Here is a 16622-nt window from a genome sequence, read left to right as displayed (position 1 = left end):
CACATTATTCCACAAACATCACTTTCGATGCATCACGAGGCTTGGCAGCCGGCGATTCATCCGGATATCCGAAGGCAATGCAATACAACAGGTCATAGCCTTCGGGAATGTTCAGACGTTTCAGGTATTCTGCGGCTCCGGGGTCGGTCTTCATGAAACGTATGGGACCACCCAGACAGCAGGAACCGATGCCCATAGACCAGGCAGAAAGAATCATGTTCTCACCCAACAGTCCACAATCCACTTGTGAGAAATCGTAGGCGGTGTCGTTGGCAATAAACACCACCGTCGGTGCATTGCGGAACATATTCCGGAAATTAGGGTCTTCAGCCGCTTTGGGATTAGCTTTCTTGTACACCTCCGTCAGACCATTGATAAATTCCGGATTGTCTACTACCCGGATTGCCCACGACTGTTTGTTCTGTCCGTTAGGCGCATTAATACCACAATTCAGAATCACCTGCATCGTATCCCGGTTTACCGGTTGTGGCAGATACTTCCGCACGCTACGACGTGCCATGATGGTCTCGATTACTTGATTGGTACTGTCAGCCTCGTTTACGGCTGCCGGCTGTGATTGCTGTGTCTGACCGCCACAGCTGGAAAGACAGAGCAAGCCTGCCCCCAGCATCGAATAAATCATCTTTTTCATACGTTTTATCTTTGATTAGCTCAATCTTCAATTTCTTTCGTTCTCTTCCCCGCACCAGCTGTCAGAACAGCCGTTCTTCCTCTTCTCCCGACGACAAGTTTCCCGCTATCCCTGCCGCCATCCGACCAAATATAACAAAAAAAGCGGTTCCCCGAAGGAAACCGCTTTCATATTTAAGAATTTGTAAGTCAGAATTACAATTTCGGACCAGCAGCAACCAAAGCTTTACCAGCTTCGTTACCTGTGAACTTAGCGAAGTTCTTGATGAAGCGAGCAGCCAAGTCTTTAGCTTTTTCTTCCCACTTGCAAGCGCAGTCGTAAGTGTCACGCGGATCCAAGATCTTCGGATCAACACCCGGCAATTCAGTCGGAACAACGAAGTCGAAGTAAGGAATAGTCTTAGTCGGAGCTTTTTCGATAGAACCATCCAGGATAGCGTCGATGATACCACGAGTATCACGGATAGAAATACGTTTGCCAGTTCCGTTCCAACCAGTGTTAACCAAGTATGCTTTTGCACCAGTCATCTTCATCTTCTTAACCAGTTCTTCTGCATATTTAGTCGGGTGCAATGACAAGAAAGCAGCACCGAAGCAAGCAGAGAATGTCGGAGTCGGTTCAGTGATACCACGTTCTGTACCAGCCAACTTAGCAGTAAATCCTGACAGGAAGTAGTACTGAGCCTGTTCTTCGTTCAAGATAGATACTGGAGGCAATACACCGAATGCATCAGCAGACAAGAAGATAACTTGTTTTGCGTGAGGACCTTTAGAAACCGGTTTAACGATGTTGTTGATGTGGTAGATAGGATAAGAAACACGAGTGTTTTCAGTTACGCTCTTATCAGCGAAGTCAATCTTACCGTTAGCATCTACAGTTACGTTTTCCAGCAAAGCGTCACGTTTGATGGCGTTGTAGATATCCGGTTCAGATTCCTTATCCAAGTTGATAACCTTAGCGTAGCAACCACCTTCGTAGTTGAATACACCTTCGTTATCCCATCCGTGTTCGTCATCACCGATCAACAGACGTTTCGGGTCAGTAGACAAAGTTGTCTTACCTGTACCAGACAGACCGAAGAAGATAGCTGAGCTCTTGCCTTCTTTGTCTGTGTTAGCAGAACAGTGCATAGAAGCGATACCACGCAACGGGTTGAAGTAGTTCATCATAGAGAACATACCTTTCTTCATTTCACCACCGTACCAAGTGTTCAGGATAACCTGTTCCTTAGTAGTCAAGTTGAAGACAACTGCAGTTTCTGAGTTCAGACCCAGTTCTTTGTAGTTTTCAACTTTAGCTTTAGAAGCGTTGTAAACAACGAAGTCAGGTTCGAATGATTCCAGTTCTTCTTTAGAAGGACGGATGAACATGTTAGTTACGAAGTGAGCCTGCCATGCAACTTCCATGATGAAACGAACTTTCAGACGAGTAGCTTCGTTAGCACCGCAGTAACCATCTACTACATACAATTTCTTGTTTGACAATTCTTTTGAAGCCAAAGCTTTCAAAGCGTTCCAAGTTTCTGTAGTAACAGGTTTGTTATCGTTTTTGTATTCTTCAGAAGTCCACCATACAGTGTTTTCACTTGTAGCGTCTTTTACCAAGAATTTATCTTTAGGAGAACGACCAGTGTAGATACCAGTCATTACGTTTACTGCACCCAGTTCAGTTACCTGACCTTTTTCATAACCTTCCAAACCAGCTTTTGTTTCTTCAGCGAACAATACGTCGTAAGAAGGATTGTGTACGATTTCTACGGTTCCAGTGATACCGTACTTAGTAAGATCTAAATTTGCCATTGTTCAAATGATTAATTTGGTTATTATATCAAATGTTTATTCTTTTCTCTACCTTAGCATAAGCCTAATTTCTCTCCATTTCTGCTCTTCAACATCTCTTTGTTTTAGGCGCTACAAAAGTAGTAGTTATTTTTTATTCAAAGAACTTATTACAGAAAAAAATCCGTAATCATTTAAAGATTTATACTTGTGTAACAAAATTGCCAAATCTACATTACAAATCAATTTTATTTTGTTTCTTTGCACCCCGATAAATTTAGTACATAAACCCCTAAGAACCTGAGAATGTTTATGAAAATAATCAGTCTAAACCAAAACAGTACCCTCCTCAACCAATTTTTGTCTGAAATCCGGAACGTAGACGTCCAAGGCGACCGACTCCGTTTCCGTCGAAACATGGAACGGGTGGGCGAAATCATGGCCTACGAAATCAGCCGGACACTTCCCTATCATCCGGTTTCGATACAAACCCCGCTGGCCACAGCTGTAGAAAACGTTCCCGCTGAACAGCCGGTGGTAGCCACCATCCTCCGTGCCGGACTTCCGCTTCATCAGGGATTCATCAACTACTTCGACCATGCCGAAAACGCATTCGTATCGGCCTATCGCAAATACATCAATGAAGACAACTTTGACATTCACATCGAATACATCGCTTCTCCCCGGCTGGACGGCAAGATTCTGATTCTCACCGACCCCATGCTCGCTACCGGCAGTTCCATGGAACTGGCTTACGAGGCACTGCTCACCAAAGGGGAACCGGCTCACATTCACATTGCTTCGGTCATTGCCAGCCGCCAGGCTATTGAACACATCAAGAAAGTTTTCCCTGCGGAAAAAACTACGGTGTGGTGCGGCGCCATTGACCCGGAACTGAACGCCCATTCGTACATCGTACCGGGACTGGGCGATGCCGGCGATTTGTGTTATGGAGAGAAAGAATAAACCAGTCTTGATTACAGCTGAAAAAAATATCCCCGTTACAAGCTACTGTTGCAGCGGGGATATTTTGTATGATTTGATATCGTCATTTAATTTCCCACGTATCGTTCGTTTCGAGCAACTCGGCAAACGTGTGGTATTTTTTCTTGGCTGAAACCTCCTCTATCTGGGCTTCCACTGCTGCATCGTAGGTCGGTGCCTCCACGTCGCGGATTACCCCCAAAGCAATCGGGAAATCCGGACCTTCCATCAAAGCCAGCTTCAGCTGCAAGGTGTGGTCCTCACAATGGGCATCGTGCACCAGGATGTCTTTTTCCGTCACCCCGTTTTCTCCCAGCTTCACTACCTTCAGGCCGAAACCTTCCTGCATCAGACCGAATTCTTTGTTCGGACCGAACAACATCGGTTTGCCGTGCTCCAGGTAGATGGCATTGCGTTCCCGGTCTTCCTTCTTGGCCACGGCATTGTGCGTACCGTCGTTGAAAATCACACAGTTCTGTAACACTTCTACCACCGACGTACCCTTATGACGGGCCGCAGCTTTCAACACCTCTACCGAAGGACCGCCATCGACTGCCGCACAACGGGCAAAGAAACGTCCACGGGCTCCGAAACACAGTTCTGCCGGGCGGAAAGGATCTTCCACCGTCCCGTAAGGAGAAGATTTGCTCACGAAACCACGGGCCGAAGTAGGCGAATACTGTCCTTTGGTCAATCCGTAGATACGGTTATTCAATAACACAATGTTGATATCCACATTACGGCGGATGGCGTGGATGAAATGGTTACCGCCGATGGCCAGTCCGTCGCCGTCGCCGGAAATCTGCCAGATGGTCAGATTCGGATTGGCCACCTTGGCTCCGGTGGCAATGGCCGCTGCACGTCCGTGAATGGTGTGCATGCCATACGTATTCATGTAATAAGGCAAACGCGAAGAACATCCGATACCGGAAATCACCGCAATTTCATGGGGCGGCACTCCCAGTTCGGCCAGAGCCTTGTGAAAAGAATTCAAGAAAGCGTGGTCGCCGCAACCCGGACACCAGCGCGGCTGTCCGAACTTATAATCTGCTGCCGTATATTTTGTTTCACTCATGGTTATTCCTCCAGAACATTTATTGATGAATCATTAAAAAAGTTGGCTGAACGCCTCTACCAGTTCCTTCACGACGAACGGCTGGCCTTTCACCTGGTTGAACTGATGCAGATGGATACCCTCCACTTTCATGCGGAGATAGCCTGCCAGCTGTCCCATGTTTTGCTCGGCCACCACAATAGTCTTGTACTTCCGCAGCACTTCCGCCGTGTTTTTCGGCAACGGATTAATCACGCGGAAATGTACCAGCGCCGTTTTCTTGCCCATGGCATTCAACTGGTCCATGGCGGAATGCAAGTGACCATACGTACCTCCGAATCCCACAATCAGCAAATCCGCATCCGGATCACCTTCTACAGCAAGCGGCGGAAGTGAATCGGCAATCTTTTCCACCTTCTCGGCACGCAGCTTGGTCATCAGGAAATGGTTCTCCGGTTCGGTTGAGATGGCTCCGGTTTCATTGCTCTTCTCCAGTCCGCCAATGCGGTGCATGAAGCCCGGCATGCCCGGAGTCGCCCAATAACGTACTCCCGTTTGCGGATCACGCAAGAACGGTGTCCAGGAATCCGCCATTTCCGGTTTCACGTAAGGCGGACAGATAGAAGGATACTCTTTCAGGTCGGGCAGACGCCATGCCGCCGAACCGTTGGCAATGTAGGCATCCGTCAGCAGCACCACCGGCGTCATGTGCTCCAAGGCAATCTTGCAAGCCCAATAAGCCGCGTCAAAGCAGTCGGTCGGCGAAGAAGCCGCGATGACAGGCATCGGACTTTCACCGTTACGCCCGAACAATACCTGCAGCAAGTCGGTCTGTTCCGATTTTGTCGGCAGTCCGGTGGAAGGTCCGCCGCGCTGCACGTCCACAATCACCAGCGGCAGTTCCGTAATCACCGCCAGGTTCATGGCCTCACTCTTCAGGCAAATACCCGGTCCGGAAGTCGTGGTCACAGCCAAAGCTCCGGCAAACGAAGCGCCTACGGCAGAAGCACAGCCGGCAATCTCATCCTCACACTGCACAGTCTTCACGCCCAGCGATTTGTGCTTGGCCAGCTCATGCAGGATGTCTGTAGCCGGAGTAATCGGATAAGAACCCAGATAAAGCTGCAAGCCCGCTTTCTCGGCCGCAGCCATCAACCCGTAGGCCGTGGCCTTGTTGCCATTGATATCCATGTAACGTCCCGGCTGTTTCTGTGCCTTGCTCGGCACCGTGTAGCTGATGGAGACCGATGCATGGGTGTTTTCACCGAAATGATAGCCATCGTACAGCACCTTCACGTTGGCTTCGGCTATTTCAGGTTTCTTGGCAAATTTCTCGCGCAGGATTTTCTCGCCCACCGCGATGTCGCGATGGAACAACCAGCACACCAGTCCCAAAGCAAACATGTTCTTGGTGCGCAGGATGGACTTGTTGTCCAAGCCGCTGTCTTTCAGGCTTTCCTTGCACATGGTGGTGATGGAAGCCGATACCACCTCATTCTTGATGCCCAGTTCGGAGAACGGATTTTCGAGCGAGAATTTTGCTTTTTCCAAATCACGCTTGGTAAACGAGTCGGAATCGATAATGATGACGGCCTGGGGTTTACAGAACTTATATTGTGTTTTCAATGCGGCCGGATTCATGGCAACCAGCACGTCGCACTTGTCGCCCGGAGTGTACACCTTTCCGGAACCAATGTGTACCTGGAAGCCGGATACTCCCGTCAACGAGCCTTGCGGGGCACGGATATCGGCCGGGTAATCCGGGAAGGTACTGATATCATTTCCTTCGGTTGCCGAAATATTCGAAAACATATTGCCGGCCAACTGCATTCCATCGCCGGAGTCACCCGAAAAACGGACAACCACATCGTCCAGCTCCTTGACAATCATTTCTTCTGCCATATCGTATTTATTTAAAGTTCACAAAATCAATTTTGGCAAAAATGGGGAAGTTCCATAAAAAAACAAAATAAAATTGGAGTTATTTTTTGCCACTTTACAAAAACGGTATCCCCCTTTCCAAAACGTCTAAGCATTTGAAGTAAAACGCTTCGACATTTCAAACCAAACGCTTAGGCGTTTTATCTAAAACGTCTAAGCGTTTTTTATCCCTCCTCTAAAGACTGAAAAAATCCTCACAAATCCTCTTTTTTCATCTCAAAATCATGGATTTTCAATAAAAAGGCTTACTTTTGCGAAAGATTGCCTTGGTAGTTCAACGGATAGAATAGAAGTTTCCTAAACTTTAGATAGGGGTTCGATTCCCCTCCGAGGTACATATCTGAACATCCCAAAACAAGCAAAGAGGCCGTCTCCAAAAATTTGAAGCAGCCTCTCTGAAATAATTTTATGTCCTATAATTTTAAAACCTGATTCTCACTTCACGCGTTTCACATGTCTTCCCGGGCAATGGTAAACTTTCTGACTTGAAAACCTTGATACTGGTAAGTGTTGATGGTTATTTTTGCGATAGCCTTTGCCTTCGAATCCACCTTTTTCAAGCGAATTACAGCCTTGACAGGTACTTCTGTAGGAACCTCTACACCCGTCGGGCCTACATCTTTTCCTCCAATAGTGAACTCCATGTCACCAAAGCTATAGGAATTCCCCTGGTCATCCCATGCAGTTCCTCCTCCCCAGTTCAGGCCGATAGATTTGTCGGTTGTATTGGAAAGCATGAATTCTACCACGACGTCATTTCCTTCCACATAGTTCCCTTTATATTCCAGTTTCAGGTTTCTTGTAGGCGAAGTAACTTTCACACCTCCAGTTTTCGTGGCATTGTTGGCTGTCCCATCCAATGTGGAGTTGACATCTTCCAAAGCCTGGTTCGTTTCATTCAAAGCACTGTTTACTTTATTCAAGAATCCTCCAAAACCTTTCTTCTTTTTTTCCTGTGCCTGTGCATCCAACCCTGACAACAACAAGCCCGCACAGAGCAATGCATAAAATACTTTCTTCTTCATATTTTTTTCTAATAAATACCTTATTTATCAAGGCCCAATTCTTTTTTCCGTGCTTCGCTCCATTCTTTCTGTTTATCCCGAATCACTTTGCGTTCCGAATCAAAAGCTTGTTCCGATACAAACGTCAGTGAACGACAGCTCTCCTGATACTCCGCCGGCACATCAGGAGCATAAATTGTCTCCTCCAAATGCAACGTATCCCCGACAGCAGCTTTCTGTCCAGAACGGAACGTTCCGTAACCTACATTTCCCTTGTCACCCGACAGCAGATAATACAGATTTATATAAGAACCTTCGCTCACTCCTGTTACAACGGCATCAAACTTTACCTTTAACCGGATTTCAGAATCTCTGCTACCTATCACTGTCACATCGGGCAATTTCATTTCTTCTATCTGGATATCCGACACTATCTGATAAGGCAGTCCCTCTTCCACCGTGTAGTCTACCGTACGCCCTTTCATCTTCTCGGCCAACGGAGCCATTTCTTTCTCCAATTCTTCCATTTCTTTGGCAAAATCGGCCAGCATCTCCAAAGCCCCCGACTGACTGCTACTAGCATCAACCTCCTGCATGTTTTTTACCAATTTAACCATCTTTTCTTCATAAATACCCGGTATATCACCGAACATCTTATCAGAAGAATTTCCGCCACAAGACGACAAGGCTGCCAGAAGGACAAAAGCCGAAATCATTTTTCTCGTTTTCATAGTTCCAAATTGTATTAAAAAAACTTCTCCGGACTGGTCACCGGATTTTAGACAAAGATACGCAGGGAAATTTTATAAATTTGTCACCTAAAACAGCTAATTTTCACAAGAGAGCAAAAATACCAAGTTCAAAATCCAATAAAAGTAAAAAAAACGATGTATTTTTACCCGTACAAATTTTAATTGAGGAAGTTATGCGTGTGTTTCGTTTATCCTGTCTACTATTCTGTTTGTTGATTTATTGCCCGATGACCTGTCGTTCCATTCCGCTGGACACCCTTCTGACCCGATGGTATGACAAAGCAGCTTCCCTCATGGCAGACGGCGCATACGACTCCGCCCAATACTACTTTGACCGTGCCTTTGCCACCAAAGGAGCGAAAGAATCGCCCGTATACCCTATTCTTCTCAATGAACAAGCCACCCTTTTGGTTTATAGAGGCAATCTGCCTGCTGCACTGGAAACGAAGAAGAAAGTACTCCCCTACCTTCCGCGGGTAAAAAATTTAGAGACCCATGTCAGCGTATACAATGACCTGGGCATCCTTTACCACCGGCACAACATGCAAGACTCCGCCATTTATTATTACAACAAAGCCCTGGATGCCGCAGTAAAATATGGAGATGCCAGCTGGCTCGCCAACCTGAGCCTCAACCTGGGCGTTTTCCATTTCAACTTAAAGCATTATCCGGAGGCCGAAAAATTCATCGACCAGGCCTTGCAATATGTACAACAGACCAACGACACGCTGACTACCTTCAACATCTGGCAGGTAAGGGCAGGCATCAAAGCCCAAATCAACAAAACCGAAGAAGCGGGATTTTCTGCCCGAAAAGCCTGGCAGATAGCCTCCAGTCCACAGGAGAACCCTGAATGGCAACTACGGTGCATCTCCAGTCTTTACCGTTATTTCCAACGTACACACCAAAATGATTCCATCACCTATTATATACAAAAAGGAAATGAGCTATTGAAAAAGGTGTCCATCCACTCTATCCCGGCCATTGGTTTCATTCAGGTAAGATCTACGGCATACTACGAAAGCCGACAGTATGCAAAAGCATTAAAAGACCTCATCTACCTGAATACTACTCCGAGCGGAACCGAGAAAAAATCCTTGTTTGAGAAAATGGCCGTATGCTACCAACACACCGGACAACCGGAAAAGGCTTTCCTGTACATGGACAGTGCCCGAATGTGGACAGACTCACTGGCAAAAGAGCAACTGACCAAGCAAATCGCTGAGTTCAACGTCAAGTATCAGACACAGGAGAAGGAACTGGAAATCGCCCAGCTACAGCATAAAGTCCTGCGGTCGAAAATGCACCTGCTCACCATCTGCATCATTCTGGTTTTGCTGCTTATGGGTATTGTCCTCATTATCCTCACACAACGGCAAAAACGGAAAATGGCAGAACGGAAACTGCAACAAATAGAACAGGAAAAGAAACTGGAATCAGCCAAACGGTTCATTGATGGCCTGGAAGAAGAATGCAAGTACTTTGCCAAAGAACTGCACGACGGTATTGCCAACGACCTGCTGGCCTTGCAGATGAAAACGGAAATAGAAGGGCACAAAGAACTGTCGGCTTCTGTCGGGGAACTTAGAAAAAACGTACGTACCATCTCGCACAAGCTGATGCCACCTGTATTCGACCATGTAGGACTGGATGACCTATTGGAACAAATGACGCGCAACCTGGCTGAAAGCTTCAAGGTAACAATCAGTTATACAACAGACGGCCACCTCCAGACGGAGACACATGCACTCTTGCCAGATATAGCCCACAACGTGTACCGCATTGTCCAAGAAATCACCATGAATATCCTCCAGCACGCACAGGCTACCGAAATTCACGTCGGATTCTCCTGGCTTGCCGACACAAAAAACTACCTGCTGACCATCACTGATAACGGACAACAGGCCACAGCACCTCTGCCTGCCACCGGTATCCGAGGCATCGGTCTTCATACCATCGCAGACCGAGTCAAGATTATCCACGGCTCTACACGGCAATACAGAGACGATGACAAACATGAAAATATATTTGAACTGACATTTCAACCGGAATAAACGATATGCATACAGAAGTCTTCAGAATCCTGATTATAGATGACCATCCCATTGTGGCTTTAGGCATAAAAACAATTGCCAGCAAACACGAGAATGCAGAATGCGTTGTCATCCATGATCCCTCACTTCTGACACAGGTCCTCACAGAATCTCCTTTCGACCTATGTATCATTGACCTGCAGTATCCCGACCAAGACGGATTCGCACTTATCCAACAACTGCATGATTTATCTCCCGAAAGCCAGCTTCTCATCTATACCATGCACGACGAACCTTGGATTGTGGCCAAGCTGGCACAACCCTCTTTCCGTCCGTACATACAAGGAGCCGTATCCAAACAAGCGGACATCAAGGAACTGGACGCCGCCATTTCTGCCTTGAAAGAAGGGAAATCTTATTATAGCAAGGAATTCCATGAATTGTGTGTACACAAACGTATTCTGAATCCCTCATACAATGACCCTTCTATCCTGTCGCCACGTGAGCAGGAAATCCTCAAACTGCTGGCACAAGGTATGAGTACAAACGAAATATCCAAACAACTCTTCCTCAGTATCAACACCATACAAACTTACCGGAAAAGACTGCTTCTGAAAATGGATGCCAAAAATGTAGCCGAACTCATTTGCAAATGGAAGAACTGGTTTTGAAATCGAGTATTTGCATTCCCCCATATTCCATTCCATAAAAAACAAGAGGCTGAACCCTTATGGAGTTCAGCCTCTTATTTTTGCCTGCAGCAAGTAACGGATTACTTACGAAGACCCAGTTCCTTGACAATGGCACGATATCTTTCGATATCACGGCTCTTCAGGTAGTTCAGCAAAGAACGACGCTTACCTACCAAAGTTGTCAAAGCTCTTTCAGTGCTATAATCTTTTCTGTTGAGCTTCATGTGCTCAGTCAGGTGAGAAATACGGTATGAAAACAATGCTATCTGCGCTTCAGGTGAGCCAGTATCAGTGTTAGACTTTCCGTACTTTCCAAAGATTTCTTGTTTTTTAGCTGCGTCTAAATACATAATTTGACTGTTTATTAAAATGTATAAATTTGATTTGCGGATGCAAAGGTAAGCATAATCTTTCAGACTACAAGCGTTTTACAACTTTTTTTCAAAAAACAAACCCAAGAGTCTCACGACTTCAGCTCATTGGCATGTTCAATAAAAGTAGCCGATGTAATCGGTTCGACCTGTTCAAAACCCATTTTACGCGTTTGACATTTTTTGCAAGAGCAACTCCGACACTTTGCCTGCTCAAAAACCGTACAAGGATCCAGGTGTATCGTCAACTGAATCCGGTCGGCATATTTCTTTTCCAGAATTTGTTTCAAACGGGCTCCTTCACGATGCCCTTCTTCAATGGTGTAAAACCAGGGAAGTGTCAAATCACAATCCATATACAAGTAACTTCCATACTTGATAACCTTGGCATTGTGAATGTCAATCCAATCGGGAGAACGTTTCTCATTCAACTCCAGCGCTATGTCGTTCAGCAAAGCCTCATCCGCCTTGTCCAGCAGATTCGCAATCGTCTTGCGCAAAATGGAAATTCCCGTCACGATAATAATTCCTCCAAACAAGAAGGCCAGTACGCTATCAATCCAGGCTATTTTAGTGAAATAAAGCAAAAGCAACCCGGCCACCAGTCCGATGGTAGAATACGTGTCCGACTGCAGATGCTTTCCCCCTGCAATCAAAGCCATTGAATTATACCGTTTCCCGATACGCACGCTATACCAGCCCATCAGGTAATTGACCAGTCCGGAAAAAGCGACGATGTAGATACCCACATCCAATTTCTGTATGCCCACCGGGAAAAACAAATGCGACACGCCTTCATACACAATCAATGCACCGGCAAACGTAATCAGAATGCCTTCGACAGAAGCCGACACCTGTTCCATCTTTCCATGTCCGAAAGGATGGCTTTTATCTTTTGGCTGTGCCGACCAATGAAGGCTATAAAGACTGACTGCCCCCGCCACCACATTGACAATACTTTCCATTGCATCCGTCAAAATTCCAACAGAATTCGTCAGCCAATAGGCCGCAAACTTCCCAATCAGTATCAAGGAAGAAATCAATACAATCCTTTTTTGTACTTTCTGCTTAAGCTGTTCCTCGTTCATTTTTCTCTCACTTTTTATAAACGGACAGCAAAGTTAGCGAGTTCCTGCCAAAAGTATACCTATAAACCATAAGATTTGAGAAATCTTCTTACATTTGTTACGAATCGAAATCGGTCTACTTCCAAGACAATCGACACATCACAAAAATAATCTCCAATTGTAGGATTTGCATTCCCAAAATCTCTTCACGCACCTCGCAGCACCAACTGAAAGTCTTTGCAAACAGATAGAAAATTATCTTTACCACAACCGAAACAGAATAAAAAGCGATAAGCTGACAAATCCGTAGGGATTCACTTGCTTATTCTTTTTATTTACAATTTATTTACAATGATTTTTTCGAAGAAAAATCGTACCTTTGCGCACAAATTATAGGTATAGTATGCAAGATATTAGAAACATTGCCATTATTGCTCACGTCGACCACGGGAAAACCACCCTGGTAGACAAAATGATGCTGGCGGGACATTTGTTCCGCAACGACCAGACCAACGGTGAACTGGTTTTGGATAACAACGACCTGGAACGGGAAAGAGGTATCACTATCCTTTCCAAAAACGTATCCATCAACTACAACGGTACAAAAATCAATATTATCGATACTCCGGGACACGCCGACTTCGGTGGAGAAGTAGAACGTGTCTTGAACATGGCCGACGGATGTATTCTGCTGGTTGACGCCTTCGAAGGCCCGATGCCGCAGACTCGTTTCGTGCTTCAGAAAGCCCTTCAAATCGGACTGAAACCGATTGTGGTGGTTAACAAAGTGGACAAACCGAACTGCCGTCCGGAAGAAGTGTATGAAATGGTATTCGACCTGATGTTCAGCCTCAACGCCACAGAAGACCAGCTGGACTTCCCCGTACTTTACGGTTCGGCCAAGAACAACTGGATGGGCGAAGACTGGAAAACGCCGACAGGTACCATCACCCCGCTGCTGGATGCCATCATAAAATACATCCCGGCTCCTCAACAGCTGGAAGGTACGCCGCAGATGTTGATTACTTCACTCGACTACTCTTCTTACACAGGACGTATCGCCGTAGGCCGTGTGCATAGAGGTACCTTGAAAGAAGGCATGAACATCACTCTGGCCAAACGAGACGGCACCATGGTGAAATCAAAAATCAAGGAAGTACATACCTTCGAAGGACTGGGCCGCAAACGGGTAGAATCCGTATCTTCCGGTGATATCTGCGCCATCATCGGTGTGGAAGGCTTCGAAATCGGTGATACTATCTGCGACTTCGACAACCCGGAACCGCTGCCACCTATCGCCATCGACGAACCGACCATGAGCATGCTGTTCACTATCAACGACTCTCCGTTCTTCGGTAAAGAAGGTAAATACGTGACTTCCCGTCACATCCACGACCGTCTGATGAAAGAGCTCGACAAGAACTTGGCTTTGCGCGTACGCAAGACCGAAAACGAAGATGGAAAATGGATTGTATCCGGACGTGGTGTGCTCCATCTGTCTGTGTTGATTGAGACCATGCGCCGTGAAGGTTACGAACTCCAAGTAGGACAGCCGCAGGTTATCTTCAAGGAAATCGACGGCGTGAAATGCGAACCGATTGAAGAGCTGACCATCAGCGTACCCGAAGAATTTGCCAGCAAGATGATTGATATGGTAACCCGCCGTAAGGGTGAGATGGTGTCCATGGAAACACAAGGCGACCGTGTGAACATCGAGTTCGACATGCCGTCACGTGGTATCATCGGTCTGCGTACCAACGTGCTGACCGCTTCTCAGGGAGAAGCCATCATGGCTCACCGCTTCAAGGAATATCAGCCGTACAAGGGTGACATTCCTCGCCGCACCAACGGCTCCATGATTGCCATGGAATCGGGTACAGCTTTTGCCTACGCCATCGACAAGTTGCAAGACCGCGGTAAGTTCTTCATCTATCCGCAGGACGAAGTATATGCCGGACAGGTGGTAGGTGAACACGTACATGAAAACGACCTGGTGGTCAACGTGACCAAATCAAAGAAACTGACCAACATGCGTGCTTCCGGTTCAGACGACAAGGCCCGTATCATTCCGCCGGTCATCTTCTCACTGGAAGAGGCACTGGAATACATCAAGGAAGATGAATACGTGGAAGTGACTCCAAAGAGCATGCGTATGCGTAAGATCATCCTGGATGAAACAGAACGCAAGCGTGCCAACAAGAACGCGTAAACATACATTGTTTATATAAAAGAAATCCGGGCTTTCGAGGAATCTCCCTTTGAAAGCCCGGATTTTTTATCTGCTGTCCTTTTTTATTTTTCCCGATATACCAGGTTGTTGCCGTTCATCCGCTCCATGTATTGCTGGATGAGGGACTTCAACTGAGTTTCCATCGCCTTCAAGGTATCTTGCGGCATGGTGTCTTTCACATCGTCCTTCATCAGCACATCCGTACGGAAACGGTAGGCATGAATCACTTTCTCCCCGTCGAACTGAATCAGGTAATCGCCTTTCAGGAACTGGTAGATGCCGCTTCCGTTGATATAGTTCACCGCGAATTTCTCCGCCGATGACGTATGAAGCGCATCCTGCCCGAAACCGACATACGGATAATCATACCCCAGAATGCCCAACACTGTCGGCATGATGTCTATTTGCTCCACAATTTTCTCCTTGTCCCAGCCTTTCAATTCCGGCATGCCGGGTGCATAAAATAAAATCGGTACCTTATAAGCTCCCAAGTCGGTCACATATTCCGGATGCTCATTCATGCTGGCATGGTCGGCCGTCAGGACAAAAAGCGTGTTTTTAAACCAAGGCTGGCGGGATGCGGTAGCAAAGAAATGCCGCAAGGCATTATCCGTATAGCCAATGCACTCATGAATCGGATGAGTCCCTTTCGGAAAGACATTCTTATAACGCTCAGGCAGCGCATACGGATTATGCGAAGTAGCCGTAAACACCGACGTGATGAAAGGTTGCTTGAATTTGCTCATGCGCTTGCAGTAGAACTGCAGGAACTCCTCGTCCCAAATGGCCCAAGTGCCATCAAAGTCCTTGTCACCCTGGAAATCTGAATCTTCATTGTATTCCGTTCTTCCCCAATAACTATCAAAACCAACGGAGTTGGCAAACGCCTGGAAGCCCATGGAACCGTTCATCGCTCCATGGAAGAAAGCGGAATAATATCCCTTGCGCTTCAGCTCCCGTGCCAGGCTTGACACATCGTTCAAGGAAGCCGGCGTCAGGAAAAACGGCTCTACGAAACTCGGAATAGAAGACAAAACCGACGGCATGCCGTCAATACTCTTCCGTCCGTTGCTATATGAATATTCAAACGTCAGTCCCTTGGTCAGCAAGGAATCCAGAAACGGCGTATATCCTTTGTAGGTTCCATTGTCCAAACTTCGATTGAAGCTGCCCACAAACTCCTTGCTGAAACTTTCCACAATCAGCACTACTACATTCATCGGGCGGAACTGTACCGAATCGGCCGGTACATGCAGCGGAGTGTACACCTTCTCGGCTTCGGCATCTGTCATATACTGAGGGGTAATAAACGCCTTCTTTCCCAAAGTACGGAACAAAGAAAAAGGCGTGTTCAGCACCAGACACGCATCTACCGGACGGTCGGCATACTGATTGGCGTTGCTGATGGTGATGGGACGGGTGGCAGCAGTCATTCCCCCACGCATGCCAAACACGACAAGCGGAATGGCCACCAGCAAAGTGACGGTCTGCAGGACATAATACCCCCATTTCTTGCCCGACACCTGCGGACGGGGCGCCCGATACACCTTATACAGGAAATAAGCCAGCGCGGCTGCCAGCAACACCAGGTACCAGTTGGCCGCGAACTCTTTCAAAATGATGGAAGTCAGATTGCCTCCGGCCTCATGGCTGAACTCCTGGAACACAGACATGGTGGTACGTCGTCCGGAAAAACGGAAATACACACAATCCACCAGATTGGCTATCAGGAAGAAAGTATTTGCCACGACAAACACCCACCGGACCACCTGATAGAAACCTTTACTTTCTTTCCAATGAAAAGGAAACAGAAACAAAAGGATAAACAACGCATTGATATAAAGGATGGCTGTGGTGTCAAAAATCACTCCGGCTCCAAACAGGCGACACATGTATCCCCATTCAAACTGTTCACTAAACAAATTGAAATTGGTCAACAAGAAAGTCAGACGGCACACAAAATAGCACACATAGACCATCAATAAGTTCCATGCCAGCGAAAGCACATTCGAAAAAAGGCTCTTGTTCATCATATCCATTTAATTTTTAGGGCTGTAAAGTTAG

13 protein-coding genes and 1 tRNA gene are annotated in these 16622 nt (G+C 46.7%); 5 read left to right on the top strand and 9 right to left on the bottom strand.

All coding sequences use genetic code 11. The annotated features are described in order from the left end of the window. Positions 1 to 4: 4 nt before the first annotated feature. Together OCV81_RS02980 and pckA are read right to left on the bottom strand one after the other, a co-directional pair. Complete coding sequence (locus OCV81_RS02980) at positions 5 to 652, bottom strand: nitroreductase family protein (protein ID WP_148328234.1); 648 nt, start codon at positions 650 to 652, stop codon at positions 5 to 7. Between the two features lie 194 nt (positions 653 to 846). Continuing rightward, positions 847 to 2451, bottom strand: a complete 1605-nt coding sequence (pckA, locus tag OCV81_RS02975; protein WP_072541427.1) for a phosphoenolpyruvate carboxykinase (ATP) — start codon at positions 2449 to 2451, stop codon at positions 847 to 849. A gap of 291 nt (positions 2452 to 2742) precedes the next feature. Here pckA and upp point away from each other — a divergent pair, with 291 nt between their 5' ends. After that, entirely contained in the window at positions 2743 to 3396 is a 654-nt protein-coding gene (gene upp, locus OCV81_RS02970) for a uracil phosphoribosyltransferase (protein ID WP_148328232.1), read from the top strand. A gap of 82 nt (positions 3397 to 3478) precedes the next feature. Here upp and OCV81_RS02965 read toward each other — a convergent pair whose 3' ends face one another. Together OCV81_RS02965 and OCV81_RS02960 are read right to left on the bottom strand one after the other, a co-directional pair. Beyond that, the gene (locus OCV81_RS02965; protein WP_148328230.1) at positions 3479 to 4489 is read right to left on the bottom strand and encodes a 2-oxoacid:ferredoxin oxidoreductase subunit beta; all 1011 of its coding nucleotides are present in this window, start codon (positions 4487 to 4489) and stop codon (positions 3479 to 3481) included. Positions 4490 to 4522: 33 nt separating this feature from the next. Further along, positions 4523 to 6370: a 2-oxoacid:acceptor oxidoreductase subunit alpha gene (locus tag OCV81_RS02960; RefSeq protein WP_022354967.1), complete on the bottom strand. Its 1848-nt coding sequence runs from the start codon at positions 6368 to 6370 to the stop codon at positions 4523 to 4525. 302 nt (positions 6371 to 6672) lie between these two features. On the opposite strand from OCV81_RS02960, the gene OCV81_RS02955 reads away from it, so the two are divergent. Beyond that, positions 6673 to 6744, top strand: a tRNA-Arg gene (locus OCV81_RS02955). Between the two features lie 114 nt (positions 6745 to 6858). Here OCV81_RS02955 and OCV81_RS02950 read toward each other — a convergent pair. Together OCV81_RS02950 and OCV81_RS02945 are read right to left on the bottom strand one after the other, a co-directional pair. Beyond that, positions 6859 to 7434, bottom strand: coding sequence for a hypothetical protein (locus OCV81_RS02950; protein ID WP_022353574.1), 576 nt, complete (start codon positions 7432 to 7434; stop codon positions 6859 to 6861). A gap of 20 nt (positions 7435 to 7454) precedes the next feature. Beyond that, positions 7455 to 8144, bottom strand: coding sequence for a hypothetical protein (locus OCV81_RS02945; RefSeq protein ID WP_148328228.1), 690 nt, complete (start codon positions 8142 to 8144; stop codon positions 7455 to 7457). Between the two features lie 248 nt (positions 8145 to 8392). Here OCV81_RS02945 and OCV81_RS02940 point away from each other — a divergent pair, with 248 nt between their 5' ends. Both OCV81_RS02940 and OCV81_RS02935 read left to right on the top strand, forming a co-directional pair. After that, on the top strand, positions 8393 to 10219 hold the full coding sequence (locus OCV81_RS02940) for a tetratricopeptide repeat-containing sensor histidine kinase (protein ID WP_148328226.1): 1827 nt from the start codon (positions 8393 to 8395) through the stop codon (positions 10217 to 10219). A gap of 5 nt (positions 10220 to 10224) precedes the next feature. Then, positions 10225 to 10869 carry a LuxR C-terminal-related transcriptional regulator gene (locus tag OCV81_RS02935; protein WP_148328224.1) on the top strand — a complete coding sequence of 215 codons (645 nt, stop codon included), beginning with the start codon at positions 10225 to 10227 and terminating at the stop codon, positions 10867 to 10869. A 101-nt stretch (positions 10870 to 10970) separates the two neighbouring features. On the opposite strand, the gene rpsO is transcribed toward OCV81_RS02935, so the two are convergent. Both rpsO and OCV81_RS02925 read right to left on the bottom strand, forming a co-directional pair. Next, positions 10971 to 11240 (bottom strand): 30S ribosomal protein S15, encoded by a 270-nt coding sequence (rpsO, locus tag OCV81_RS02930; protein ID WP_007560687.1) that lies wholly within the window; start codon positions 11238 to 11240, stop codon positions 10971 to 10973. A gap of 113 nt (positions 11241 to 11353) precedes the next feature. Then, positions 11354 to 12349: a cation diffusion facilitator family transporter gene (locus OCV81_RS02925; protein WP_022353783.1), complete on the bottom strand. Its 996-nt coding sequence runs from the start codon at positions 12347 to 12349 to the stop codon at positions 11354 to 11356. 382 nt (positions 12350 to 12731) lie between these two features. Between OCV81_RS02925 and typA the strand changes: the two genes are divergently transcribed. Continuing rightward, a complete protein-coding gene (typA, locus tag OCV81_RS02920) occupies positions 12732 to 14537 on the top strand; it encodes a translational GTPase TypA (protein WP_022353784.1) in 1806 nt (601 codons plus the stop codon). Positions 14538 to 14620: 83 nt separating this feature from the next. Here typA and OCV81_RS02915 read toward each other — a convergent pair whose 3' ends face one another. Beyond that, positions 14621 to 16588, bottom strand: coding sequence for an LTA synthase family protein (locus OCV81_RS02915; protein WP_262640022.1), 1968 nt, complete (start codon positions 16586 to 16588; stop codon positions 14621 to 14623). Positions 16589 to 16622: the final 34 nt, after the last annotated feature.

Origin of the sequence: Phocaeicola fibrisolvens (genome assembly GCF_025567125.1) — a bacterium.
GTDB lineage: Bacteria > Bacteroidota > Bacteroidia > Bacteroidales > Bacteroidaceae > Phocaeicola > Phocaeicola fibrisolvens.
Note: the sequence above shows the minus strand (reverse complement) of the source record. Positions and strands in the feature narration are given on the sequence as shown.